This window comes from Palleronia pelagia (genome assembly GCF_900110115.1).
GTDB lineage: Bacteria > Pseudomonadota > Alphaproteobacteria > Rhodobacterales > Rhodobacteraceae > Palleronia > Palleronia pelagia.
On the sequence record NZ_FOCM01000013.1, the window covers coordinates 24,800 to 47,328 of the forward strand.

The 22,529-nt window shown below is 62.8% G+C and carries 30 protein-coding genes; 17 read left to right on the top strand and 13 right to left on the bottom strand.

Annotation, left to right across the window (positions count from 1 at the left end; translation table 11 throughout):
* Nucleotides 1-16 precede the first annotated feature (16 nt).
* The 11 genes from BMX96_RS19725 to BMX96_RS18230 form a co-directional block, all read right to left on the bottom strand.
* On the bottom strand, nucleotides 17-184 hold the full coding sequence (locus BMX96_RS19725; protein WP_091846779.1) for a hypothetical protein: 168 nt from the start codon (nucleotides 182-184) through the stop codon (nucleotides 17-19).
* On the bottom strand, nucleotides 175-1,758 hold the full coding sequence (gene lnt, locus BMX96_RS18185; RefSeq protein ID WP_236737136.1) for an apolipoprotein N-acyltransferase: 1,584 nt from the start codon (nucleotides 1,756-1,758) through the stop codon (nucleotides 175-177). The genes BMX96_RS19725 and lnt overlap by 10 nt, the downstream gene beginning before the upstream one ends.
* Nucleotides 1,755-2,237: a signal peptidase II gene (gene lspA, locus BMX96_RS18190; RefSeq protein WP_456238460.1), complete on the bottom strand. Its 483-nt coding sequence runs from the start codon at nucleotides 2,235-2,237 to the stop codon at nucleotides 1,755-1,757. Before lspA ends, lnt begins: the two co-directional genes overlap by 4 nt.
* 4 nt (nucleotides 2,238-2,241) lie before the next feature.
* Nucleotides 2,242-3,024 carry a ZIP family metal transporter gene (locus BMX96_RS18195; RefSeq protein ID WP_091846781.1) on the bottom strand — a complete coding sequence of 261 codons (783 nt, stop codon included), beginning with the start codon at nucleotides 3,022-3,024 and terminating at the stop codon, nucleotides 2,242-2,244.
* 12 nt (nucleotides 3,025-3,036) lie between these two features.
* Nucleotides 3,037-3,492, bottom strand: coding sequence for a DUF411 domain-containing protein (locus tag BMX96_RS18200; RefSeq protein WP_091846782.1), 456 nt, complete (start codon nucleotides 3,490-3,492; stop codon nucleotides 3,037-3,039).
* A gap of 3 nt (nucleotides 3,493-3,495) precedes the next feature.
* Nucleotides 3,496-4,650: a peptidoglycan DD-metalloendopeptidase family protein gene (locus BMX96_RS18205; protein ID WP_407944686.1), complete on the bottom strand. Its 1,155-nt coding sequence runs from the start codon at nucleotides 4,648-4,650 to the stop codon at nucleotides 3,496-3,498.
* Nucleotides 4,651-4,865: 215 nt separating this feature from the next.
* Nucleotides 4,866-5,492 (bottom strand): SCO family protein, encoded by a 627-nt coding sequence (locus BMX96_RS18210; RefSeq protein WP_091846784.1) that lies wholly within the window; start codon nucleotides 5,490-5,492, stop codon nucleotides 4,866-4,868.
* On the bottom strand, nucleotides 5,492-5,959 hold the full coding sequence (locus BMX96_RS18215) for a copper chaperone PCu(A)C (RefSeq protein WP_091846785.1): 468 nt from the start codon (nucleotides 5,957-5,959) through the stop codon (nucleotides 5,492-5,494). Before BMX96_RS18215 ends, BMX96_RS18210 begins: the two co-directional genes overlap by 1 nt.
* Before the next feature lie 22 nt (nucleotides 5,960-5,981).
* Complete coding sequence (locus tag BMX96_RS18220) at nucleotides 5,982-6,641, bottom strand: DsbA family protein (RefSeq protein WP_091846786.1); 660 nt, start codon at nucleotides 6,639-6,641, stop codon at nucleotides 5,982-5,984.
* A complete protein-coding gene (locus BMX96_RS18225) occupies nucleotides 6,638-7,060 on the bottom strand; it encodes a disulfide bond formation protein B (protein ID WP_088672127.1) in 423 nt (140 codons plus the stop codon). The genes BMX96_RS18220 and BMX96_RS18225 overlap by 4 nt, the downstream gene beginning before the upstream one ends.
* A 5-nt stretch (nucleotides 7,061-7,065) precedes the next feature.
* The gene (locus tag BMX96_RS18230; RefSeq protein ID WP_091846787.1) at nucleotides 7,066-7,632 is read right to left on the bottom strand and encodes an SCO family protein; all 567 of its coding nucleotides are present in this window, start codon (nucleotides 7,630-7,632) and stop codon (nucleotides 7,066-7,068) included.
* A gap of 208 nt (nucleotides 7,633-7,840) precedes the next feature.
* Between BMX96_RS18230 and BMX96_RS18235 the strand changes: the two genes are divergently transcribed.
* From BMX96_RS18235 to BMX96_RS18270, 7 genes are all read left to right on the top strand, one after another.
* Entirely contained in the window at nucleotides 7,841-8,269 is a 429-nt protein-coding gene (locus BMX96_RS18235) for a MerR family transcriptional regulator (RefSeq protein WP_091846788.1), read from the top strand.
* Nucleotides 8,266-8,592, top strand: coding sequence for a YnfA family protein (locus BMX96_RS18240; RefSeq protein WP_091846789.1), 327 nt, complete (start codon nucleotides 8,266-8,268; stop codon nucleotides 8,590-8,592). Before BMX96_RS18235 ends, BMX96_RS18240 begins: the two co-directional genes overlap by 4 nt.
* A 69-nt stretch (nucleotides 8,593-8,661) precedes the next feature.
* On the top strand, nucleotides 8,662-9,432 hold the full coding sequence (locus BMX96_RS18245) for a transglutaminase-like domain-containing protein (RefSeq protein ID WP_091846790.1): 771 nt from the start codon (nucleotides 8,662-8,664) through the stop codon (nucleotides 9,430-9,432).
* Nucleotides 9,422-10,351 carry a cation diffusion facilitator family transporter gene (locus tag BMX96_RS18250; protein ID WP_091846791.1) on the top strand — a complete coding sequence of 310 codons (930 nt, stop codon included), beginning with the start codon at nucleotides 9,422-9,424 and terminating at the stop codon, nucleotides 10,349-10,351. Before BMX96_RS18245 ends, BMX96_RS18250 begins: the two co-directional genes overlap by 11 nt.
* A 389-nt stretch (nucleotides 10,352-10,740) precedes the next feature.
* Nucleotides 10,741-11,307 (top strand): L,D-transpeptidase, encoded by a 567-nt coding sequence (locus BMX96_RS18260; RefSeq protein WP_091846792.1) that lies wholly within the window; start codon nucleotides 10,741-10,743, stop codon nucleotides 11,305-11,307.
* Nucleotides 11,308-11,582: 275 nt separating this feature from the next.
* Nucleotides 11,583-11,831: a hypothetical protein gene (locus tag BMX96_RS18265; RefSeq protein ID WP_091846793.1), complete on the top strand. Its 249-nt coding sequence runs from the start codon at nucleotides 11,583-11,585 to the stop codon at nucleotides 11,829-11,831.
* Between the two features lie 111 nt (nucleotides 11,832-11,942).
* The gene (locus tag BMX96_RS18270; RefSeq protein ID WP_236737137.1) at nucleotides 11,943-12,689 is read left to right on the top strand and encodes a hypothetical protein; all 747 of its coding nucleotides are present in this window, start codon (nucleotides 11,943-11,945) and stop codon (nucleotides 12,687-12,689) included.
* Between the two features lie 143 nt (nucleotides 12,690-12,832).
* Here the strand turns inward: BMX96_RS18270 and BMX96_RS18275 are convergent, their stop codons facing one another.
* Nucleotides 12,833-13,090 (bottom strand): helix-turn-helix domain-containing protein, encoded by a 258-nt coding sequence (locus BMX96_RS18275; RefSeq protein WP_091846794.1) that lies wholly within the window; start codon nucleotides 13,088-13,090, stop codon nucleotides 12,833-12,835.
* A gap of 157 nt (nucleotides 13,091-13,247) precedes the next feature.
* Nucleotides 13,248-13,493, bottom strand: a complete 246-nt coding sequence (locus tag BMX96_RS18280) for a hypothetical protein (protein ID WP_091846795.1) — start codon at nucleotides 13,491-13,493, stop codon at nucleotides 13,248-13,250.
* A gap of 219 nt (nucleotides 13,494-13,712) precedes the next feature.
* On the opposite strand from BMX96_RS18280, the gene BMX96_RS18285 reads away from it, so the two are divergent.
* The 10 genes from BMX96_RS18285 to BMX96_RS18330 all read left to right on the top strand — a co-directional run bounded on the left by BMX96_RS18285 (nucleotide 13,713) and on the right by BMX96_RS18330 (nucleotide 22,488).
* Nucleotides 13,713-14,069 carry a hypothetical protein gene (locus tag BMX96_RS18285; RefSeq protein WP_091846796.1) on the top strand — a complete coding sequence of 119 codons (357 nt, stop codon included), beginning with the start codon at nucleotides 13,713-13,715 and terminating at the stop codon, nucleotides 14,067-14,069.
* 43 nt (nucleotides 14,070-14,112) lie between these two features.
* Entirely contained in the window at nucleotides 14,113-14,727 is a 615-nt protein-coding gene (locus BMX96_RS18290) for a lytic transglycosylase domain-containing protein (RefSeq protein WP_091846797.1), read from the top strand.
* Entirely contained in the window at nucleotides 14,724-15,017 is a 294-nt protein-coding gene (locus BMX96_RS18295; RefSeq protein ID WP_091846798.1) for a TrbC/VirB2 family protein, read from the top strand. The genes BMX96_RS18290 and BMX96_RS18295 overlap by 4 nt, the downstream gene beginning before the upstream one ends.
* A gap of 12 nt (nucleotides 15,018-15,029) precedes the next feature.
* Nucleotides 15,030-15,308 carry a VirB3 family type IV secretion system protein gene (locus tag BMX96_RS18300; RefSeq protein WP_091846799.1) on the top strand — a complete coding sequence of 93 codons (279 nt, stop codon included), beginning with the start codon at nucleotides 15,030-15,032 and terminating at the stop codon, nucleotides 15,306-15,308.
* Nucleotides 15,298-17,673 (top strand): VirB4 family type IV secretion/conjugal transfer ATPase, encoded by a 2,376-nt coding sequence (locus BMX96_RS18305; protein WP_091846800.1) that lies wholly within the window; start codon nucleotides 15,298-15,300, stop codon nucleotides 17,671-17,673. The genes BMX96_RS18300 and BMX96_RS18305 overlap by 11 nt, the downstream gene beginning before the upstream one ends.
* 195 nt (nucleotides 17,674-17,868) lie before the next feature.
* Nucleotides 17,869-18,987 carry a lytic transglycosylase domain-containing protein gene (locus BMX96_RS18310; protein WP_236737140.1) on the top strand — a complete coding sequence of 373 codons (1,119 nt, stop codon included), beginning with the start codon at nucleotides 17,869-17,871 and terminating at the stop codon, nucleotides 18,985-18,987.
* Nucleotides 18,987-19,814 (top strand): type IV secretion system protein, encoded by an 828-nt coding sequence (locus BMX96_RS18315; protein WP_236737138.1) that lies wholly within the window; start codon nucleotides 18,987-18,989, stop codon nucleotides 19,812-19,814. Before BMX96_RS18310 ends, BMX96_RS18315 begins: the two co-directional genes overlap by 1 nt.
* A 12-nt stretch (nucleotides 19,815-19,826) precedes the next feature.
* The gene (locus tag BMX96_RS18320; protein WP_091846801.1) at nucleotides 19,827-20,480 is read left to right on the top strand and encodes a VirB8 family type IV secretion system protein; all 654 of its coding nucleotides are present in this window, start codon (nucleotides 19,827-19,829) and stop codon (nucleotides 20,478-20,480) included.
* A complete protein-coding gene (locus tag BMX96_RS18325) occupies nucleotides 20,480-21,178 on the top strand; it encodes a TrbG/VirB9 family P-type conjugative transfer protein (RefSeq protein WP_091846802.1) in 699 nt (232 codons plus the stop codon). Before BMX96_RS18320 ends, BMX96_RS18325 begins: the two co-directional genes overlap by 1 nt.
* Complete coding sequence (locus BMX96_RS18330) at nucleotides 21,175-22,488, top strand: TraB/TrbI/VirB10 family type IV secretion system protein (protein WP_091846803.1); 1,314 nt, start codon at nucleotides 21,175-21,177, stop codon at nucleotides 22,486-22,488. The genes BMX96_RS18325 and BMX96_RS18330 overlap by 4 nt, the downstream gene beginning before the upstream one ends.
* Nucleotides 22,489-22,529: the final 41 nt, after the last annotated feature.

Here is a 22,529-nt window from a genome sequence, read left to right on the forward strand (position 1 = left end):
CGTTTCCAAACCCATTTCATGAAAAGATGCGCAAGAGGACCACCGAGACGAAATAGGTGAGAAGACCGAAGGCGATGGCCGAACTCGCCGCATACTGGAGGATATCCAGCCGGTTTCCTTTTCGGCGTCGCGCCAGATATCCACCCCAGATCGCACCCGCGACAATGCCCGCGATTACCAGCATGACTTCGCCTCCGTTCTTGTTTTCTTGTTGTGCCGGTGTGTGCCGCCAAGACCCGCAGCCAGTCCTACGGCCCAGGTTACGAAGATGAGAGCCAGCAGCGTCCGGTCGCCGAAGCGTGCATAAAGCGTTGGCGGATAAGTGAAGGGAAGAGCCGCATCAATGACACCGGTTTCTCCGGTGCCGAGCCGCGCGACCAAGTCACCGTTTGCGTCGATGATCGCGGAGATTCCGGTATTCGCGGCCCGCACGACGGGAAGCCCTTCCTCGACGGCGCGCATGCGTGCAGAGGCGAGGTGCTGCTCCGGCCCGATGCTGGTTCCGAACCAGGCATCGTTGGTTGCGTTGAAGATCCAGTCCGGCCGGAACAGGCCGTCAACGACATGGCCCGGAAAGATGATCTCGTAGCAGATGGCGACGGCAACCAGCGGCACCCCCGGAAATGCCAGCGTGCGCGGCCCCGGTCCGGCAGTGAAGTCCCCCAGACCCTCCGTCATGCGTTCGATCGGCAGCCAGCCTTTGAACGGTACATACTCGCCGAAGGGAACGAGACGGTGCTTCGCGTACCCGGTCAGGATCACGCCGGTCTGGTCAAAGGTTTGGACGGTATTAAAGTAGCGCGTGCCTTCTTCTGTCGAGACGCGATCGGGTACGCCTGTCAGGAGCAGGCTTCCATCCGGCAGGGCAGCGGCGATGCGCGAACGCGCCTCGACGTCCTCATCGAGAAAGCCCGGGAAGGCGGTTTCGGGCCAGAGCAGGATGTCGACGGGGCCGGGAAGAGTCGAGAGGTCCAGATAGCGCGTGAGCGTCGCCTCCCGGTTTTCGGGCGCCCACTTTTCCTGCTGGGGAACGTTGCCCTGAACGATCCTCAAATCGAGCCCCGGCGGGCTTGACGGCTCGAGCTGGAGCCGCGCCACGCCGGCGGACCAGGTCGCCACAACGATCCCAACGCCGAGCAGGCTGATGCTCCAGCGCGGGCGCACCTCCGCCAAAAGGGCCTGCGCCGGAAGAGTGCCGACGAGAATTACGAGAAAGCTCAACCCAAAGCTTCCGACCCACGCGGCCGGTTGCCGCAAGGCCGCGTAGTCGACGAGGGCATAGCCGGCGAGGTTCCAGGGGAAGCCCGTGAGCACATGCCCTCGTAGCCACTCTGCCGCCGTCCAGCAGGTCGCGAACACGAGACAGGCCGTTACGCCTCCGATCGCACGGCGTCGTGCGACGCCGGCGAAGAGCGCTGCCGCTACGGCCGGAAACATGGCCAGTCCGGCGGACAGTCCCGCGACGGCGGGTATCGCCATTGCACCGAACCGCTCGGCATCCACGTAAAAACTCTCCGCGATCCACGAGAGCCCGAAACCGAACTGCCCGAGACCGAACGCCCAGCCGACAAGTGCTGCCTTGGCGACCGGGAGATGCCGGAGGAGGACAAGGAGGGTGGCGTAGGCAACGGGGACAAGCGGGAGGATCGAGAACGGAGGTAGGGTCAGAACGGCAACGCCACCGGCTGCAATGGCCGCCATCATGCGCGATGGCAGGGAAATCACCCGTTCCCGGGACGGCGTCCAAAACAGCGTCATGGACCGCACCTGGGCCGTCGTGTGATCATCGGCGCGATAAGAAGCAATCCGACGCCGCCGACCACGAAGACGTCAGCCATGTTGAAGGCTGGCCAGTGCGCGGCGCCAGCGTAGAAATCGAGGAAATCGGTTACGGCCCGGAACCTGAGGCGGTCCAGGACGTTGCCTAAGGCGCCGCCGATGATCGCCCCGTAGGCAACCGCCTCGATGCCGTCCCGGGTGCGCAGCATCATGGTCACGAGCCAAGCGCACACGGCAAGAGCGAGCACCACGAGGCTCCACCACGGCGCGCCGCCCAAAAGCCCGAAGGTCACGCCATCGTTCCGATAGAACGTGAGATTGAATCCGGTGAACACGGGAACACCAGCGCTCAGGACGCTCGCATTCGTGACGACGATGGCCTTTGTGACCTGATCGATCGCGAAAGCCGCGACGGCAGCCAACATGCCGATCACCGGCGGTCTTTCGGCTGACAACATTTTCTCACCCCAGCCAGACATCGAGAAACAGCATCAGGGTAAGGCCAACCGAGAGTCCGAGCGTCGCCTTGTTCTGATGTCCGCTGCGGTGGGTCTCGGGGATGATTTCGTGGCTGATGACATAGAGCATCGCGCCGGCGGCGAAAGCCAGCCCCCAGGGCAGCAGCGGCTCCGACAGCGTGATGATACCCGCCCCGAGCAACCCGCCGATCGGTTCGACCATGCCGGTGAGGGCCGCAATGCCCCAGGCGCGCAGTTTCGCGTATCCTTCACCCATGAGCGACACCGCCACCGCCAGACCCTCGGGCGCATTCTGCAAGCCGATACCGATGGCGAGTGGAAGGCCACCTTCCATGCCACCGGAACCGAACCCGACCCCGACCGCGAGACCCTCGGGAAAGTTGTGGATCGTGATTGCGATGATGAAGAGCCAGACCCGCCGGAGCGATGCGGCGTCCGGACCTTCGCGGCCGGTTCTGAAGTGTTCGTGCGGCAGCTTCTCGTTCATCAGGGCAACGGCAGCCATGCCCAGAAGGATTGCGATGCAGACGATGGCCGCGGGCGCTGCCCCGTTGTCGAACCGCGGTTCGGCCGCGTCCAGCGCGGGGATGATCAGCGAGAAGAACGAAGCTGCAAGCATCACGCCGGCCGCAAAGCCGAGCGACAGGTCGCGTGTGGCGCGTGAGGGGATCCGCCCGAACAGCACGGGGACTGCCCCGACGGCTGTCAATGTGCCGGCGGCCAGGCTTCCGAGAAAGCCGAGCATGATCGGGGACAACTGATCCATTCGTCAGGTGTCTTACCCTTCCGGGTAGCTCGAATAGACTTCGGTTGAGCCGTCGTTCAGAATCAGAAAGACGTCGTAGGCTTCGCGGTCTTCCTCGGGCCCCATGCCGGGCGAACCGTAGGGCATGCCCGGAACCGCGAGACCGACCGCGTCGGGCCGCTCGTCTAGAAGCCGGCGGATGTCAGCGGCCGGAACGTGGCCCTCGATCACGTAGCCGTCGACGAGCGCCGTGTGGCAGGAGACCATTCGCTGCGGCACCCCTTTGTCGAGCTTGAAGCGCACGAGAAGGCCGCCGAACATGTCCTGACCCGTCGGTGCGAAACCGTTCTCCTGGAGATGGTTCATCCAGGACAGGCAGCAGCCGCATCCATTGGTCTTCCGGACATCGATGGCAGTTGCCTCCGCGAGGGCCTGCGCCGCCGGAAAGAGTGCGATGGCGAAGGTCAGGGCTTGTGTCAGACGTTTCATGGGTCAGAGCCTTTCAGTTGCAGTCAGGGCAATCTCGCGGTCGAGACTTTCAGCGAGAAGCGCGCGGGCTTCGGCGAGCATCGACCGCGCGGCAGAGTCATCCGCTTCGCGCTCGGCAGCTTTGGCGAGCCGCTCTTCGGAGAGAGGATCGGTCGGCCGACCGTCCACCAGGACCTCGTAGTGCAGGTTCGGACCGGTCGCGGTGCCGGTGGCGCCCACACGGCCGATCAGGTCTCCGGCAGCCACGCGCTGGCCTTGCACAAGGCCATCCGGCACGGCGCTCAGATGCGCGTAGCGCGTCATGGTGTCGGAGCCGTGCGAGATTTCGACCACGCGGCCGTACCCGTTCCGCCAACCGATGAAGCTGACGCGCCCGGGTGCCGTGGCCTGAACCGGCGTCCCACGCGCCGCAGCGAAATCGACGCCGGTGTGCATTCGCACGTTCCCATAGACTGGATGCGTGCGGCGGCCGAAAACAGAGCTCAGGCGTGCGCCTTCGACGGGCTGCGCGAAGACGCGGAGCACTTCGCCGTCGACGAAGATCGTCGCCTGTCCGCTGCCGCTGTCCGGCCAAACAACCTCGTAGAGCGCGCCGCCGACATCCAGCGCGGCGAAGGCAAGGTCAGGCTGGCCGATCCTGTCGTCTCCGACACGCGCCTCGCGCCAGAGAAGCCGAAGCGTTTCGCCGCCTGTCATCTCACGGCGAAAATCCACCGTTCCGCCGAGCATCTGCGCCAGGTCCACCGCGAACCGTGCCGGGATATCGGCCTCATCGAGCGCAGCGAAAAGCGAGCTTTCGATCACTGCTTCCCCGGCAAGCGTCACCGTCTCAGACTTCGGGGTGACGATCTGCGTGGCAAGTTCATCGCCGAAGATCACCTCGATGCGCACACCGTCATCTATGGCGAGCGCGACCCTGCGCGGGCTGTTGTCCATCGTCGATACGACGGTGACGGAATGTCCTGGCCGCAGCCGCCTCAAATCATACTCCGCGCCAAGGGCGAGGGCGACTTCCGCACGGTCGGTCGCCGAGAGACCGGCCTCCGCGAGAACTGTGTCGAGCGTTTCACCGCCTTCTATTTCGCGCGACCAAGTGGAAAGGGGAGGTTCGATCGTGGGCAAGGAAGTATCAGCGACCGATATCTGCAAAAGAGGCATGGGGCTAGGAAACGTCGTGGGCTCGGCTTCTGCCTGCGCAATTCGCGGCGGTTCGGAGACCACAAACGGGGGAGGCTGGAGACCGTCCGGTGTCCACATGCTTGCTGCGGCGAGACCTGGAGGGACGGGATCCTTCGACCAAATCCCCGAAATAGCAAGACCACCACCCGATAGAGCGGCAACAGTTCCGAAACCTGCCGCGATTGCTCTGATCCTCATGTTGCCCCCTCAGTTTCTTCTTCGAGTGCGCGGCGAATCTTCGGCACCGCGAATTCCCTTGGCTCGTGATAGTCGATCATGGTGACGAACCGCCCTGCAGCGTCGAAAAGGAAAACGCTGGCGGTGTGGTTCATCGTATAACCGCCACCCTCGGTCGGCACCCGCTCGTAGCTCGCGCGGAATCCGCGCACGGCTTTCGCGATTTCCTCATCTTTGCCGGTCCAGCCGCGGATCGCCGGATGGAAATAGCTGACATACTCCGACATCGCATCGACGGTGTCGCGCTCGGGATCCACCGAGATAAAAACCACGGACATCTCATCTGCCTCGTCGCCCAAGTCGTCGAGCCATCCCGAAATGTCCGAGAGCGTGGTCGGGCAGACGTCCGGACAGTAGGTAAAGCCGAAGAACACCATCGCAGGGCGCCCAATCAGCGTTTCCGGCCCGACTTCGTTTCCCTCGTGATCCGTCAGGCTGAAGTCCATGGCGGACAGAGCCAGTGGCCGCTGGCCCTCCGGTTCGGGCGAACCAGGCCCGTCCACTTGCCACCAACCGACAAAGAGCGCGAAGAGTAGCGCCCCGGCACCCGCTGCGCCGTACCCAAGGATCGTCCTTCGCCGCATCAGTCGTTCGGACCACGCGCGGCGATGCCAAGGATCGGCACCTCGACCGTCACTTCGCCCCCGTCGTCAAAGAGCAGCGTCAGCGGATAGGATTCTCCTTCCGTCATCGGTGTCTGCAACTGCATCAGCATCGCGTGCAGACCGCCCGGCTCGAGCGACACGCTTTCGCCCGGCGCGATGGTGATCTCGTCGGCCGGAGCCATGGAACTCACGCCATCGGCATTGGTCTTGGACTCGTGTATTTCGGGCATCATCGCGAGCGGTGTTGTAAGGCCGATCAGCGTCACCGGTGTATCGCCGGTATTGCGGATCGTCATGTAGGCGGCGCCGGGGCGGTTCATGCCGATGGACGCGCGGGACCAAGCGCCTTCGACGACCACGTCCTCAGATCCTGCCAGCGCCGGCGTCAAAGCCCCCGCCGACGACAAAAGCGCTGTCATCGCGCCGGTAATAATGAAGGTCCTCATCCTGCTCTTCCCATCTGTTGGTTCAGCTTCGCGCCGCTGCAACTTCAGCCGCCACCAGACTTCGCAGTTCGGCTTCGCCGAACGGGTCGAGCGGCTTGCCGTTCACGAAGAACGTAGGCGTCTGGCGGACGCCCACAGTCTCGACATCGGCGCGGTCCTGGTTCAGGATCGCCACCACGTCCGGCGCAAGCATCTGCGTGCGGGCGGCTTCCGTATCGAGGCCCGCCGTTGCGGCGATCTCCAGGATCAGTCCCGGCTCGGGTGCTCCGTGCGACGCCCATCTTGGCTGTTCCCGCAATACCACTTCGAGAACCGGCTCAAAGACGCCCTGCATGCGCGCGGCCTCGAGCACGCGGATCGCTTCCTCGGACGCCGCGCCGTGGAACGGCGTATAGCGGATCACCACGCGCACGGCATCGCCATGCTCGGCCATTATGGCTTCGACCACAGGATAGAAGGCGCGGCAGGCCTCACAGGCCGGGTCGAAGAACTCGACGATGGTGACGGGCGCGCCTTCGGGACCGAGAACAGGCGAATAGGACCGGATCAAAGCCTCCGCCAGTTCCGGAGCCACAGGCTCGGCCTCCGCCACGGGACTGGGGCGTGTTGCGTACCACGTTGCGCCGCCGAAACCGGCGACGCCGAGGGCGAGAACGGAGAGGATCAGGCCGCGTCTGTTCATGTTCGTGTTTCCTTCAGAGAGAGTGCCGACAGCGCGCCGATCAGGGCGAAAGCGGCAAGCGCCATCAACGGGATAGGAATGCCGAAGACCAACTGGTTGTCGTCAGTGCAGGAGGGACCAGCGGCCGTGCAGGGCTGGATGCGCTCGGGGATCAGGCCAACGTAAAGACCCATGTGCCAGAGCGCGACAGCGCCGCCACCGAGCGCAAGCGCGATCCCGTAACGGCCCGCGAGCGGGTCGCGCCACCAAAGGCCGAGCCCGAGAATGATGGCCAGCGGGAACATGAAGGCCCGCTGGAACCAGCAGAGCAGGCAGGGCGTCTGCCCCAGCACCTCGCCGATGAAGAGCACGGCTAGCGATGCCGTGAGAGCAATCACCCATGCCAGTCCCAGTGCCGTTTCTCCGGATATTCGGGTCATGTCGGTCAGATCCTCTCTCTCAGATCAGCGAGGATCTCTTCGGCGGGCGTGCCGTAGGGCCAGGACTCGGCGAAGCCTGTGTCTGGATCGAAAAGGAACAGATGCGACGTGTGCCCCATCGTGTAACCGTCGGGCGCAGAGGCTTCTTCGATGCGTTCGAAGAAGATCGGAAAAGTTTCCGAAGTCTGGGCAATCTGCTCCGGTGTGCCGGTCAGTCCGATGATGCCGGCATCGAACAGGGGAACGTAGTCCGCAAGCGCCGTGGGCGTGTCGCGTTCGGGATCGATCGTGATGAATATCGGTTGCACCTTGGCAGCGTCAGCGCCCAGTCCCGCCATGACGGCCGCGACCTCCGACAGGGTGGTGGGGCAGACGTCGGGACAGTTGGTGAAGCCGAAGAAGATCAGCATCCAGCGCCCCGCGAAATCGTCTTCGGTGCGTACCATGCCCTGATGATCGGTCAGTTCGAACTCCGCGACGAAAGCCGGATCTGCCTCTGATCGCGCGCTGTCGGCGCGATAGTCGGACCAGAGCAGAAGCCACCCGAGCGCGAGAGCTGCAATGCCCACCAATACCCAGAGAACTTTTCTTACCGATGCGAGGGACAATCCGGACTGCCTGTCATTGATTCTTGATTGTTTCGGCGTTTACATCCTCTAGCTACTGTAGATTCAAGCCTGATTGTCCGGCTGCGGCGGGAGGTCACGCGTCTGTGAGTCTTGGACTTGCGCTATCAACCCACCAAACCTACAAGGTCTGTAGGTTCTCTGAGGGAAACATATGCTGACGATTGGCAGTCTGGCGAAGAAGACCGGCACCAAGGTGCAAACCATCCGGTACTACGAGCAGATCGGGCTCATGCCTGAACCGGGCCGGACGGAGGGTGGGCAACGCCGATACGAGGATGCCGAACTCGATCGGCTATCATTCATCCGTCATTCTCGGCAACTCGGCTTCTCGCTCGATGCGATCCGGGAGCTCCTCGATCTCAGCGACCATCCGGAAAAGTCCTGCGACGAGGCAGATGCGATCGCCCGCCGGCAACTCCGCCAGGTCGAGCAACGCATGGCGCGCCTGAAAGCGCTTCGCACCGAGCTAAAGCGCATGGTCCACGAGTGCAGCGGTGGGCGAACCGCGGATTGCCGAGTGCTCGAGGTCCTGCGGGACCATTCGGAATGCCTGACCGAGCACGACGACATCGGCGCATGAGTGCCGCAATTGCCTTTCCGCTCGCAGCGTTGGCCGAGATCGCTGGTTGCTTCGCATTTTGGGCGTGGTGGCGTCTTGGCGCATCGCCACTCTGGCTGGTGCCCGGACTTTTCTCGCTTGCCGTGTTCGGCTGGTTGCTTTCGCAGGTTGAGGCGACCGCTGCCGGCAGAGTCTTTGCCGCATATGGCGGCATTTACATCGTGGCGTCGATTGGGTGGATGTGGTGGGCGGAGGGTGAAAGACCAGACAGATGGGATCTAATTGGAGCGGTCATCTGTCTGGCTGGGGCGACGGTCATTCTCGCCGCCCCCCGCAGTTCTTGAAGAACAGGCTTGAAGCTACAGTCGCTGGAGCCTCTATGTAGACCCTCGAAAGATTCGAGGAGATGCATCTTGCCCGCCATTGACCCCTTGCTTAAAGCCACACGGCTGCTGGATTTTGAAGCCGCCCCTATTGCGGACCTTGTAGCGGACCGTGGTTGGCGAGCTCATGGCGAGCATGACCGGATCGGTGCCGCTTATGACTTCGTCCGAAACGAGATCGCTTTCGGTTACAATCGCTCTGACGACATTCCTGCGCCCGAAGTGCTTGTCGACGGATACGGCCAGTGCAACACGAAGGGCACCCTTCTCATGGCGTTGCTCCGCGCGCTCGGGGTCCGCTGCAGGCTGCATGGTTTCACCATCCACAAGGCGCTCCAGCGCGGGGTCGTGCCGGAGGTCGTCTATCCTGTCGCCCCGAATGAGATCCTTCATTCCTGGGTCGAAGTCGAAACCGAGAGCGGATGGGTCAACCTGGAAGGCTTCATACTGGACGCGCCTTTCCTCGCATCGTTACAACGCGAGTTCAGCGAGACCGAGAGCCTTTGCGGATACGGAGCGGGCACCGGCTGCCTGAGCGCCCCGCCGGTCGAGTGGACCGGCCGCGATACCTACATTCAGAAGACCGGCATCGCCAACGACTTCGGAACCTTCGATACGCCGGACGACTTCTACTTAAAGCATCGTCAAAACTTCGGAATTCTGCGCGACTGGCTCTATCGCCACCTCATCCGCCACTGGATGAACAGGCGGGTGCGTGCAATCCGGCGAGGACACCTGCCTCGACTTCCCGGTTTCGCCCAGCCGAACCATCGCCACGAGGGGACGAACCGTGCCGCATGATCACGGCCACGCCCATATCGACCCCGACTCCGGCGATCGACGAGTATCAATTGCGATCTGGGCGAACGGGCTTCTGACCGTCGCGCAGATCGTTGGCGGCATACTTTCAGGCAGCCTCGCGCTCATCGCGGACGCGCTGCACAATTTCTCGGACATGGCGTCGCTGGTCATCGCCTTCGCCGCGCGCAAGATCGCGCGGCGACCGGCCGACGAGCGCATGACATTCGGTTATGGCCGGGTTGAAATCGTGGCCGCTCTGATCAACTACACGACGCTGATTTTGATCGGGTTCTACCTGATCTACGAGGGCGTCATGCGCATGATCGACCCGCCCGAAGTGCAGGGTTGGACGGTCGTAATCTTGGGCGGGGTCGCACTGGTTGTCGACACCCTGACAGCGCTGCTGACCTACTCGATGCAGAAAGGCAGCGTAAACATCCGCGCGCTCTTCCTGCACAACCTCTCTGACGCACTTGCTTCCGTTGCGGTGATTGTGGGCGGCTCGCTGATCATTCTCTACGACATGCGGTGGGTCGATCCGGCCATCACCATCGGCATTGCGCTCTATATCCTCTATCTGGCTTTCACGGAGATCGGCGGCCCGATCCGAACGCTGATGCTCGGCAGCCCACCGGACATCGACAACCAGGCCGTCTGCGCAGCAGTCCGGAGCGTCGATGGCGTCTCGGACCTTCATCACGTGCATCTGTGGCAAATGCAGGAGCACAATGCCGCGCTGGACTGCCACGTCGTATTGACCGCGGACGGCTGGAACCAGATCGAAGAGATCAAGGCCGCGATCAAGGATCGCCTGAAGGAAGATTTCAGCATCGGACATTCGACCCTGGAATTCGAGCACGAAGCCCGCGCGCACGAGAACGCCAATCTTTACGGTCACGGCAACCCGGACGAATGGTAGGGACAATCATCTTCACTGAGACACTGAATCATGACGACCTGATTGGGCTTACCAGCGAAGGCAAGCTCAGCGAAAGCCACCTGAAACGGATGCACTCTCCGCTTCATGAGCGCCTGCAAGAGACAGGCTAACCCGGCATAGTTCTCGATCTCAGGAGATATGAAGACTACGAAGGGCAGTCTACTCTGCTCGAAAATCTGAAAATTGACGCCATGCGCCGTAGAGACGTAGCGAGAAGATCAGAACAGTGCGGGGCTAGAAGTGTTACAGAGAGCTACACGCCGTTTTCACTTAGGCACTTCACAAAAACGTCATGCACGGCAAGATTGACCCTCTAGCTGCTGGAGGTTGCAAAGTGAAAAAAACCTGAGGCAAGTGAGAGCAGCATCATGCAGAATCGTAGGCAGTTTCTATCGTCAGCCTACGCTGTTGCTATTAGTCTTCCTTCTTTGGTGAACGCGCAATCTTTCAATGAGCCAGCGATAGCAGCTGTCCGACGAAATGTTTCCGCCTTCCGTACCCAGCCATGGCAAGACCATTTTGAGGACCTCACACATGGGGCGATCCTCTGCGATATTGACTCTAGGGCGGTGCAATACTGGTCCGAAGACGAGAGCGTGTACAAACTCTACCCGTCGAGCGTACCTGCTTCGGAAGAATTAACGCGACGAGGTTACACGAAAGTTGTTCGCAAGGTGGAAGGACCAAGTTGGAGACCGACACCATCGATGAAAGAGCGCAACCCTGAATGGCCTGATTACTGGCCGCCCGGGCCGGATAACCCTCTGGGCACACATGCGCTTTATCTGTCATGGCAGTATTACCGCGTCCATGGAACCGGTGACACCCGCAAGATCGGACGGCAGTCTTCCAACGGCTGCATCGGCTTGTACAACGAACATATTGCGGAGTTGTTCGATCTCGCGGAGGTCGGCACCCAGGTCAGGATATTCTAACTTGCCCAATGAACACCATTACCGAATTCAAAACAAGAAAGGCCAGTAAGACAATATTTACCATAATCCAAATTATACGACTCTTACTAAGGATCTGTAACCACAATATCATTCGCCCTTTTACCTCCCTGTGGGCGACCAACTGGCGGCGCCGGATCCTCCGGTGCCGCCACTCTTTTCAATGAGGCATTGGGAGCCCAGCCAAACACCGAGCGCGACATTGACCCGAAAACATCGGGTCACCAGCGCAAGCGCGGGCAGAAAGGCAGGTCGCGATGAACACCAGAAGGGACGAAGGCACGGCAATTGCCCGGTTGGTTGGTGGCGCGGCGAACCTGACGGTCGGCTGGATCTATCTCTGGAACACGCTTGAGCTTGGCATCCTTTGGCTGCGACGCGATCTGGCGCCGGAGCGCATAGAACCGCCGCTGGACACGGAAGTTCTAGAAAGGGCCAAATCCGTGACCACTGACGAGATCACGGCGCTCCTTGATAGGCTCATTGCAGGTGGAGCTTCGAAGTAGCTTGAATGGGTGTCGGACGCCAGGCCCGATCAGCCATTGATATATTTAACGTGACATTAATATACTATTGATGGATAATGCGCGAAACCTCCATGCTGATGGATCCCGCCCATGCTTCGTTCGACCTCACGCTTCATTGTCGCATCCGCCATCGGCGCCCTCCCGATCCTGGGCGAAGCGAACCACGCCTCAGCACAATCCTACCCGATCGATTGCGCGATCCTGCTGTGTCTGTCCGGCGGATGGCCGGCATCCGTGCCCTGTACGCGGGCGCGCGCAGAGTTCATCCGGCGGATCACACCCTGGCCCGTTGAACCGCCGCTACAGATCTGGCGTTGCCCGATGGGCGCTTCGTACGATCCCATTGACGACGGGGACTACCGCGGTCGCCTCTACGACATCCTGTTTGACGCCGCCCCCCCGCCCCAAAGCCGTCCTGTAAGCCGGCCTCGAACCGAGACTGACGCAACTCCAGCGGTGCTTTCTCTGATCCCGGATCGAGAAGCTAGACTGTCGAACGGGTTCGCGCTGCGCCTGGCACAGGGCCGTGCAGACATCGATATCAGCGGCCCCGAATTCAATTTCGTACGTTCGATCCGGGTCTATGACGTTCGATACGCCCGACAGCATGAATCCGGCCGGGATGGGGATTGCAATCGAACGGCCTCGGTGCGTCTCGGAACCTACGGGGTTCAGGGCGATTTCGCCTGGACCCCGACGTCGCTGGCGGCCCTGCCGGACGCCCATGTGGGCCTTGAACGGTGGGGCGACCATTGCCCGGGCATTTTTCATCGGTCGGTGTTCGTCGATTGGCGCGACTACGAGGGCAACTACGGCTATGAACAGGTAAACTATTGAGCGACGCATATTGCCTACACGTCGCGTAAAAAGATGAAAAGCGCCGGCCCGGCATGACCCTCGTCTTCCATGATGGCAACGTAAGGACACTTGAGCCGCGAACCCTGCGCCAGCGTCCCGTCGACTGACGCCATATTCACCCTTCAGATTCGATGTTCCGGTTCCGTCGCGCCCTCGGCAACCGAAAACAATTGGCTGGCATCCACCTCCAGGGCTCGCGCCAGCACGATTAGCTCGATGACGTCGATCCTGCGCTCCCCGCTCTCGACCCGCGCGACGAAGGACTGATGACATCTGAGCCTCCCGGCGAGTTCCTCCTGTGTCAGCGCAGCATTCTTTCTCGCCGCGATCAGCGCGCCGCGCAGCGCCTCATGTCCCGAACTCCTGATCGTCTTAGCCACGCGTCACAAACCTCTTGTGAACGGGCTAATCCAGTTTGTAGATTATCTAAAAAATGGATATTGCGGGCATATTATGGATTCTGTGGTCAAACATGGTCTTTCGTATGGCTTCGTCATCCCCGGCGACGTATGGCCGCCCCTTGTGCGATGTCAGGCATTAACGATCGATGACCATCAGAAAGCGCCCATATTCCTCGCTCACCTCTCGCGCTTCCTCGAAAGCCCGCGCCCGCTCGGCCTCGAGGCAGCGGAAGTAGCTCTGGATGTCGCGGATGTAGAGCTCGAAGTCGCGCCGGATGAGATCGGCATAGTCCCGCGCGGCCCGGGCGTCGGCCGGCACATAGGGACGAATCGGGGCCAGACAGGTTTCGGACGAGGCGTTTCCGGTGGATAGGAGGAGCATAAGTATAGCCTGCGATGCGCAGGATCGCCACAACCGGAGGTTACCCAAACCCCCATATTTCTTGATCAATAGCATGCGGTCGGTCTATCCATTGCGCGAGCGAGAATCCGCCTGTCGCACCAATAATATACCTTGTGCGTCAAAGCTATATCATTGTATGTCTGGGCTTCAACATCCTTGGCCCGGTCATTCACCTTATGGGAGAACGTGATCCGGGTGATGGACCTAGAAAAAGAAGCACCGAATGTGGTCACCGAACCCAGATTCCGCGATCTGGTCGCCAGCGGCTATCGCGTCGAAGTTGTCTGCAAGGAGGACGCCTTCAAGAAGGGTCCCAACTGGCACGGCGTCTGGATTCTGCGCGCCGTCAGCGACGACGGTGTGGAAAAGCTCCTGGTCACGGCACGGACACGAACCTCGCGCAACGACATCAAGATCCGAGAGATCAAGACCGTCACAGGAATCATCTCTTTGCTCCAGGGGCTCGGGTTCTCCCACGCGGACATTCCGCTCGAGGAAGGCAAGCGGACGGTGCACAAGCTCTCCAGCGAGGAGATCGCTGCGCGCCGGCCTTAGTGCCCTTCTCCTGTTCTTCCTGACATTCCCCGCATCGGCCCAAATGGTGCTGGTGATGGAAAGTGACGGCTCGCTGAAGCCGAGCCGTGCGCAGGAGCGATTCGCGCGCAACTACAATGACGGCATCGGTCAGGGCTCTGCGGCAGCCGAGCTTCAGATCTTCGGCGAGGAATCCGAAGACACCGATGTGCTGCGTGTTGCCGCAATCGCACCAACCGTCCGGGCACCGCATCCCGATATCCTCGCAGCGATCGAAGAGACGGGGCTCCGCTACGCGAGCCACCGCGGACTTCGTGCCGCCGATATCACGGTCACCGACTGGCTGAGACTCTATCGGGCCAATATCGAGGTCGAGAGCGGCTACGATCCAAGAGCTACCTCACACAAAGGGGCGATCGGACTGGGGCAACTCATGCCGGACACCGCCCGGATCCTGGGAGTAGACCCTGCCGACTGGCGCCAAAATCTCGACGGCTCTGCCCGATATCTCGCGATGATGCTGGCCGAGTTCGGCGACGTTCGCCTCGCGCTGGCCGCCTACAACGCCGGGCCCGATGCGGTTCGCGCGCATTCCGGCATCCCCCCATTTGCCGAAACCAGAACCCACGTCCAGCGGGTGCTGGCCGTCGTCAACCGGCTGGAAGGAGCGACCCAATGAAGCTAACACCACATCTCCTGATCGCGCTGATCTCCATGTTCGTCCTTTTGGCCGAACCGGCTCTCGCGCAAAGCATCGACCTCTCGCCGATCCAGAGCCTGCTGCAGGGGATCGTGGACGCTCTGACCGGTCCGCTCGGGGTCGTGATTGCCACGCTCGCCGTGCTCGGCGTCTTCCTGAGCTGGTTCTTCAACATCATCGACCTGCGCCAGGCGCTCTGGGTGCTCGTCGGCATCGCCGGGGTGGCCGCCGCGCCGACGATCGTTGCCGCCGTCTTCGGTGGGTCGTGAAGGGAGACCACATTGGCAGAGAGATCGCCGCTATTCTTAGGCCTCGTTCGCCCGCCGAAGCTCCTCGGCCTGCCGATCATGTATGCCATGGTCTGGCTCTTCGGTTCGGTGCTGCTCTTCGTTTGGATGCAGCACCTCGCGGTGCTCGGCGTGGCGGCGATCCTCTACCCGATCCTCTGGAAGGCGGCGGATTGGGACCCGCGCTTCATCGACGTGATGATGACGGCGCTGCAGGAAACCCCGCCGACGCGAAACCGGAGCATCCACGGGGGCGACAGCTATGCGCCATAATGAAGCCCTGGACGAGGCCATCGATCCCCGCACCCTCATGCCGGACTGGTATGCCCGCGAAAAGCACTTCGCCCATATGCTGCCCTATGTCAGTCTGGTCGATGATCACACGGTCAGGACGAGGGTCAACGAGCTCTTCCAATGCGTCCGGCTCGGCGGCGTCAACAGCTATACCACGGACGACGCCCACCTCGACAAGGTCACGGCCCTCTTCGCCCGGATCATCGCGCAGCTCGGACCCGAATACAGCTACTACGTGCACAAGGTCTCGAAGGCGATCACGCCGGATCTGCTGCCGGTCCGGGGCGACGGCTTCGCCGCGGCCGTGGATAAAGAGTGGCGGGAAAAACTGGGGTCGGCCGGGCTGCGCGACAAGACACTCACCCTGACCGTCATCCATCGCCCACCCCCCAGGAGTTTCGCGGAGTTCCTGAACCGGAGCGCGCCGGACCGCCTGCAGGAGCAGACCCGGAAACGGCTTCGGCGGCTGAAGGAGGCCGTCGGCGTCTTCCTGTCGGGCCTCGCCGAGCTCAAGCCGCGCCTGCTTTCGGCGGCCTCCGGCGAACTCGTGGGCTTCCTCGGCGCGCTCAACACCGGCCGCGAACTGCCGCTCTATCCGGCGAACCGCTTCGGGTTTCTCGCCTATAACGTCGCCAACACCCGGGTGACGTTTCTCGAAGATCATTTCGAGCTGTCGGACGGCGTCGCCGGTCGCCGGTTCGGCAAGTGCTTCACCATCGGGGAATATTCCGAGGCCACCACCTGCACCATGTTCGATATGTTGAACCTACCGGTCGATATGCTCGTCACCCATTCCTTCACGCCGATCAATTCGAACCTGATGGCGGGCCGGATCAAGCGCCAGAAACGCCAGATGCAGGCCTCCCGGGACGCTGCTCTCTCGCTCCTCGAAGCCCTCGATATCGCCCATGACGATCTCGAGGCGAAACGACAAAGTTTCGGCGAACACCACATGGTCGTCACCGTCTTCTGCGACAGTCTCGATGAGTTGGAGACGCTCGGGGCGGAGATCGTCAACGCTGCCGCGGCCGAAGGCGTGAAGATGATCGGCGAGCGGATCGCCGCGAAGACCCACTATTTCAGCCAGCACCCTGGCAATCAGCCGAAGCGGGTCCGCGCAAGCGCGGTGACCAACCGCAACTTCGCGGATTTCGCGGCGCTCCACCGCACCCAGCTCGGCAAGGAGAAACATCGGCTGCCCTGGGGCCAGGAGATCACGCTCTTCCCGACCCCGGAGCAGAGCGCCTATCGGTTCTCCTACCACGAGCAGGGATCGCCCGAGAAGGAGCCCACGAGCGGGCACACCCTGATCCTCGGCCGCCCCGGATCCGGCAAGTCGGTGCTCTCGGCCTTCCTGATGACCCAGGCGCGACGCGTGGGCGCGCGCATCTTCGTGTTCGATTACCGGCTCGGGATGGAGATGGCGGTGCGCGCCAATGGCGGACGCTATGCCTCGATCAAGGCCGGACAGGCGACAGGCCTGAACCCGCTCTGGACCGAGACCGACAACCGGGGCACGGCCTGGCTCTCGGACTGGCTGGGCTCGCTCCTCCACCGTCCCGACAAACCCCTCACCCCGGCCCAGACCAACCGTATCCAGGAGGTGGTACGGCAGAACGCGAGTGCGGCCAGCCCGGAGCTTCGGAACTGGACCGACTTCGCCTCGCTGTTCGTGTCGACCGACGACGATGGCGATCTGCACCAGCGGCTGCTCGAATGGACCGGGGACGGCCGCTACGGCTGGATCTTCGGGCAGAGCCTCGAGGACACCTTCTCGCTCGAGGGCGATGTCGTGGGCTTCGACCTGACCGGGATCCTCGACAGCGAGAGCGAGAAGGAGCGCATGGCGGTGCTGTCCTATCTTTTCCGCCGGATCGAGCGGGAGATCGAGGATCGCCGCCAGACGATCATCGTGATCGACGAGGCCTGGAAGGCGCTCGACAACGCGTATTTCGCGGAACGGCTCTCGAACTGGCTGGTGACCGCCCGGAAGCAGAACACCGTCGCGGTGATGATGACGCAATACGCGAGCCAGCTCGAGCGCACCCGGACCGGCAAGACCATCGTCGAAGCGGTGCCGACGCAGATCCTGCTCCCGAACATCCGGGCCCACGCCTCCGACTACGCGATGCTGAACCTCTCCGAGAAAGAGCTCGACGTCCTCCTCAACACCGGCAGCGACAGCCGCCTGGCGCTCATCCGCGACGATACCGGCTCCGTCGTGGTCGACGCCGATCTCTCCGCTCTCGGACCCTATCTCACCATCCTTGGCGGGATGGAGAAGGGCGAGGCGCTCGTCGGTACCGATTACCGCGACCGGCCGGATTTCTGGAGGCTGACATGACCCGTTTGTTCATCCTATTGCTCGTTGCCGGGTCCGTGGCGGGCTGCGAGCAATACCGCGAACCGCGAGCCAATTGCTTCAATTTCGTGTCGCGCGGCCCGCCCTCACAGGATTGCACCTATGAACCCCTCGGTGGTGCGCCTGACTTCGTGGATGAGGTCCATGAGTAGGCTCGGTTTCCTCCTTTGCCTCGGTATGGCGGCGGGGCCCGTTGCCGCCCAGGGGGTGCCGGTCAATGACAGCGGCCTGACGACCCGCGACATCATCGAGACAGACGACCGCGAGGATGACCTTGCCGTCCAGCGTGACAAACTGTCGGTTCGCGAGTTGCTGGCTGAGATCGAACGCGAGCAACTCGCCACGCTCCAAAGCATCCTCGATGCGCAGACGAGCTTCGGCGGTCAGGGCCTGACCGACATGGTCTCCGCGCTCGAAGCCGGCAGCGGCGATCCGAACCGGTCCGCGGCGGCCGTTTACGGATCGGGCGATGTCGATCCCAACCCGGGTGGCGCGGGGATGTTCGGGGATGCGGCAGAGAATATCGAGCAACTGATCATCCGGGTCGCCCAGGAAACCCATGGGCGACCCGGGGTCGGGCGTGCGGGTCTCTCCGTCGTGCAATGGCGTGCCCTCCTTCAGGCGCTGATCTGGCAGGAGAGTCGCTTCTCCATCGGCGCGCGCTCTACCGTGGGCGCTTTCGGGCTCACCCAGATCATGCCGGACACGGCCAGCGATCTCGGCATCAACCCGGAATATTACGACAGCCCCTATCTCCAGGTCGAAGGCGGCGCACGCTATCTCGCGGCCCAGCTCGACACATTTGACGGCAATATCATCAACGCGCTCGCCGCCTACAACGCCGGCCCGGGCCGCGTCTTCGAATATGGCGGCGTGCCACCCTTCACTGAGACGCAGATCTACGTCCAGGCCATCCCCGAACGCTACAATCTCTACCTCGCGCGGATCGGCGGGATCGACGCGCTCGGCACGATCGATCCGGCGCTTCTGGCCAATTCCAACCTGTCGTTCGCGGGGTTCGGGGCCGCCTTCTACGGCAGTTCTTCCCCGGCCGCGATCCGCCAGGCGGCCCTGCGCATCCAGGATATCGTCCACCGGATCGGTGAGACCGAGGACATCCAGGAGAGCATCGCGCTCAATACCTATGCCCGCGCCGAGCTTGTCCGCCTCATGGCCGCACGCATCCGCCTGCAGGCAGCCCGCACTCGACCCCTGACCGCCGCCCAGCTCGCCCAGGCCGCCGCCCGCATGGCCGAGAACGAGTTCATGGACTTCACGATGGAGGATTTGCACTGATGCCCCGCACATATGTCTCCGCGCGATGGATGCGATCTGCCGCCCTTGTCGGCGCGCTTGCGCTGGTAGCTCCAATTCTGTCCGGAACCTCCGCACGGGCCCAGGGCGTGCCCGTCGTCGATACCCAGAACATTGCCCAGAACATCGAGCAGCTCCGGCAGATGATCGAAGACGAGATTCTGCAGAACGAGCAACTGGTGCAACTCCGCGAGCAACTAACCACACTCACGGACCAGCTCGCGGAGTTGCAGCGGACCTATGAAGCACTGACGCGCCTGGCCGAACTGCCGGAGATCATCCAGACCCGGATGGAAGAGGAACTGAACGGGCTTCTCGACCAGGAATTTGGCGACATCCTCGCGACCATCGACGCGATCAAGAGGGGGGATTTCTCCGGGCTCACAGGCTCCGGCGCCAGCGAGATCGAGACCCAGATGGACCGGGTGCTCGCCGATCTCGGCTTCGACGAGGATACGCTCTCGGAAATGGCCCGAAGCGGCAATCCGGGCGCGGAGCGCGTGGCGACGCAGGCCACGACGGGAGCACTCGTCTCGGCCGCGGCCCAGAACAGCTACGACGACGCGGGTCAGTCGCTCGAACGCGTCGAAAGGCTCGTCGGTCTCATCGACGACATGGACGAGCTGAAGGAGAGCGTCGATCTCAACACGCGCGTGACGGCGGAGCTGGCCATCGCGCTTGTCGCCATGTGGCAGCTCGAGGCGGTGCAGACCGTGGGCGACGGCACCGGCGGCGTCATCGACGCGGCCACCATCGCCGAGGAACAACGGTTCATGGACTTCACGCTCCCTGAACTCCGGCCGGAATAGGGACGTGCGGATTTGGACGAAGAGACGGCCATCATCGAGGAGGAACTCGTCTACGGCGCGCTGCGACGGGAACGGCTCTGGCAGCGCCTCGGGCTCCTTGGCCTGATCTTCGGCGTTCTGGGCTGTCTCAGCGCCGCGGCCGTTGCCATTCTCGATGTAGATCCCCCTCCGGTGGTGGTGCCCTACGATCCCGAAACAGGCTTTGCCCTGCCCGAAGCCTCGGTCGGCGCCACGACTGTCACGGAGAACCAGGCGATCATCGAGGCGGAGGTCTTCCGCTATGTGACCGACCGCGAGGTCTATAACCAGCTCGACAATGACGTGCGGATCCGAAGCGTCCTTCGCCGCTCGGACGGTGCGGCCCAAGCCTCGCTGCGCCAGATCTGGAACTCCGCGAACGCCGACTACCCGCCCACCGTCTACGGGCCGAACGCCCGGCTCGAGGTCGAGATCCTCAGCATCAACCGGATCGGCAACAACCGGGCCACTGTCCGCCTTCGGAAACGCCTGACCTCGATCAACGGCGTTCAGGCGGGTCTCTTCACCGCGACCCTCCTCTTCGAGTTCCGCCCCGAGACGCGGCGCACCATCGACGAGGTCTGGACCAACCCCTTCGGCTTTACCGTCGTCGAATATTCTATCCGTTCGGACAGATTGGAGAACTGATGTTGCGCTTCGTTTGCCTCGTTCTCGTCTGCTTTTGCCTAACGCCTGGCGCAGCGCCAGCGGAGTCGATCCCGCGCAGCGGACCGAACGATCAGCGCGTTCGCATCGCCACGTATCAGGACGGCCAGGTCTTCCGTCTCAACGTTTCGCTTACCCATGTCACGACGGTGGAATTTGGCGAAGGCGAGAGCATCCGGTCGATCATCGCCGGCGACACCGTGGGCTTCGAGATCGATGGCGTCCCCGGCGGCCGGGCCTTCGCCATCAAACCCCTCGCCCGTGGCGTCCACACCAACGTGACGGTCTACACCAACAGGCGAAGCTACTATTTCAACGTTCAGGAGGTCTCGAGCCCGACCTTCTACGTCGTGCAGTTCCGATACCCGGGCGACAACCGCCGCCCGGCAAATGCCATCGCGCAGGCCGCGCCGAACACCAACTACGGAGCCAGCGCGCGGACCGAGTTCACACCCACGCGCGTCTGGGACGATGGGACCTTCACCTATTTCGCCTTCCCCAGGAACGCTCCCATACCGGCCATCTTCCGCTACGCGGGGGGTCGCGAGCGCACGGTGAACACAGGCGCCGTCGAGGACGGTGTCATCCGCGTCTCCGGCGTGAACGGACAGTGGGTGCTGCGGCTGGGCGAAGAGGTCGTCTGCGTCTCGGCGGCCCCGCCTCAGGGAGGCACCTCATGAGCGACGATCCGAACCCCGATCTCGAACGACGCTTGGCCGCTCTCGAGCAAGGCAACCGGCGCCAGGGCGCGACCGCGAAGCGCCGCTCCCCGCTCCTCGCGCTTCTGATGATGGCTCTCATCCTGGCTGGCGGTTTGGTCCTCTATCTGTTTTCCGGGGACGAAGAAGAAGTCACGCTGCCGACGGCGACTCCCGACGAATTCCAGACCGAGGGCGACGGCTTCGGGGAGATTGAGCCCTTCGTACCTCCTCCGGCCCCGGAACCTGAAATCGTCCTCGTTGAGCCCGAACCGGCCGAACCGAACGCCGACTTCCTGGCGCAGATGGAGGCCCTGCAGGCGCAGATCGACGAGTTGCGGAACGCCCCGGACTCCGTTGTCGAGGAAGACACGGCCGCCGCCGAAGCGATCGACGGTCTGGCCGCGCAGATCGCGGCACTGCAGGCGGCCTCCGAGACTGCGCAACAGCGGTTCCAGGAGGAGTTGGCCGCCCGCGACCGCGAACTTCGACAGCTGCGCATGGATCTGGAACTGGCGCAGCTGGACGCCAACGCCCCGGCACCGGCCCCGCTCGGTCCATCGGAAGACGAACTACGCGCCCAGGAGGAAGAAGCCCGGCGACTGGCGGAGCTCCAGCGACGGGCGGAAGAGGAAAGAGCCTTTCAGGAGCGCAGGATCGCCTCGCCACTCATCGCCTTCGGCGGTACGGGGGGCGCCAATGCCGGCGAGACCGAACTCACGGACCGCGCCTTCGGGGAGGTCACGGATTTCGTGCTGAACGGTGCATTGCCAAGTGCGGTCACCCAGGCCGAGGTCATCGCAAACCCCTCGAACACCGTCGTTCAGGGCACGATGATCCAGGCGATCATGGAGACCGCGCTGGACAGTTCCCTGCCCGGCCAGACCCGTGCCATCGTCTCCGAGGACGTCTACAGCTATGATGGGACGAGGCTGCTGATCCCACGCGGATCCCGCCTGATCGGGCGATACCGCTCCGGCGTCGAGGTCGCGCAGCGCCGCGTCACCATCGCCTGGGACCGGATCGTCCTGCCGGCGGATCAGACCGTCCGGATCAGCTCGTTCGGCGGCGACGAGCTCGGTCGGTCCGGCGTCACCGGCTTAGTCGACACGCGGTTCGGCGAACGCTTCGGGTCGGCGGCCCTGATCTCCATCATTTCCGCCGCACCGAGCGTGGCCGCCTCGGAGGTCGAGGACGAGACCACCGCCGACGTTCTCGAAGATGTCGGCGACGATCTCGCGGTCGTGTCGCGGAGGTGGTGGAAATTCGAGGGCGGCGTAATCTCCGGGTGAACTGACACCCACCCAACCGGCGGCGGCAACCGCCAGGGAGA

Excerpts from the sequence above, each read along its gene's own strand:
- BMX96_RS18285 (WP_091846796.1), top strand. The coding sequence starts at position 13,713 with ATGGACCTAGAAAAAGAAGCACCGAATGTGGTCACCGAACCCAGATTC.
- lnt (WP_236737136.1), bottom strand. The coding sequence starts at position 1,758 with ATGACGCTGTTTTGGACGCCGTCCCGGGAACGGGTGATTTCCCTGCCA.
- BMX96_RS18315 (WP_236737138.1), top strand. The coding sequence starts at position 18,987 with ATGCCCCGCACATATGTCTCCGCGCGATGGATGCGATCTGCCGCCCTT.
- BMX96_RS18325 (WP_091846802.1), top strand. The coding sequence starts at position 20,480 with ATGTTGCGCTTCGTTTGCCTCGTTCTCGTCTGCTTTTGCCTAACGCCT.
- BMX96_RS18210 (WP_091846784.1), bottom strand. The coding sequence starts at position 5,492 with ATGCGGCGAAGGACGATCCTTGGGTACGGCGCAGCGGGTGCCGGGGCG.
- BMX96_RS19725 (WP_091846779.1), bottom strand. The coding sequence starts at position 184 with ATGCTGGTAATCGCGGGCATTGTCGCGGGTGCGATCTGGGGTGGATAT.
- BMX96_RS18225 (WP_088672127.1), bottom strand. The coding sequence starts at position 7,060 with ATGACCCGAATATCCGGAGAAACGGCACTGGGACTGGCATGGGTGATT.
- BMX96_RS18200 (WP_091846782.1), bottom strand. The coding sequence starts at position 3,492 with ATGAAACGTCTGACACAAGCCCTGACCTTCGCCATCGCACTCTTTCCG.
- BMX96_RS18305 (WP_091846800.1), top strand. The coding sequence starts at position 15,298 with ATGCGCCATAATGAAGCCCTGGACGAGGCCATCGATCCCCGCACCCTC.
- BMX96_RS18260 (WP_091846792.1), top strand. The coding sequence starts at position 10,741 with ATGCAGAATCGTAGGCAGTTTCTATCGTCAGCCTACGCTGTTGCTATT.
- BMX96_RS18220 (WP_091846786.1), bottom strand. The coding sequence starts at position 6,641 with ATGAACAGACGCGGCCTGATCCTCTCCGTTCTCGCCCTCGGCGTCGCC.
- BMX96_RS18270 (WP_236737137.1), top strand. The coding sequence starts at position 11,943 with ATGCTTCGTTCGACCTCACGCTTCATTGTCGCATCCGCCATCGGCGCC.
- BMX96_RS18280 (WP_091846795.1), bottom strand. The coding sequence starts at position 13,493 with ATGCTCCTCCTATCCACCGGAAACGCCTCGTCCGAAACCTGTCTGGCC.
- BMX96_RS18265 (WP_091846793.1), top strand. The coding sequence starts at position 11,583 with ATGAACACCAGAAGGGACGAAGGCACGGCAATTGCCCGGTTGGTTGGT.
- lspA (WP_456238460.1), bottom strand. The coding sequence starts at position 2,237 with ATGTTGTCAGCCGAAAGACCGCCGGTGATCGGCATGTTGGCTGCCGTC.
- BMX96_RS18235 (WP_091846788.1), top strand. The coding sequence starts at position 7,841 with ATGCTGACGATTGGCAGTCTGGCGAAGAAGACCGGCACCAAGGTGCAA.
- BMX96_RS18215 (WP_091846785.1), bottom strand. The coding sequence starts at position 5,959 with ATGAGGACCTTCATTATTACCGGCGCGATGACAGCGCTTTTGTCGTCG.
- BMX96_RS18205 (WP_407944686.1), bottom strand. The coding sequence starts at position 4,650 with ATGCCTCTTTTGCAGATATCGGTCGCTGATACTTCCTTGCCCACGATC.
- BMX96_RS18310 (WP_236737140.1), top strand. The coding sequence starts at position 17,869 with ATGGCGGCGGGGCCCGTTGCCGCCCAGGGGGTGCCGGTCAATGACAGC.
- BMX96_RS18290 (WP_091846797.1), top strand. The coding sequence starts at position 14,113 with ATGGTGCTGGTGATGGAAAGTGACGGCTCGCTGAAGCCGAGCCGTGCG.
- BMX96_RS18295 (WP_091846798.1), top strand. The coding sequence starts at position 14,724 with ATGAAGCTAACACCACATCTCCTGATCGCGCTGATCTCCATGTTCGTC.
- BMX96_RS18240 (WP_091846789.1), top strand. The coding sequence starts at position 8,266 with ATGAGTGCCGCAATTGCCTTTCCGCTCGCAGCGTTGGCCGAGATCGCT.
- BMX96_RS18330 (WP_091846803.1), top strand. The coding sequence starts at position 21,175 with ATGAGCGACGATCCGAACCCCGATCTCGAACGACGCTTGGCCGCTCTC.
- BMX96_RS18195 (WP_091846781.1), bottom strand. The coding sequence starts at position 3,024 with ATGGATCAGTTGTCCCCGATCATGCTCGGCTTTCTCGGAAGCCTGGCC.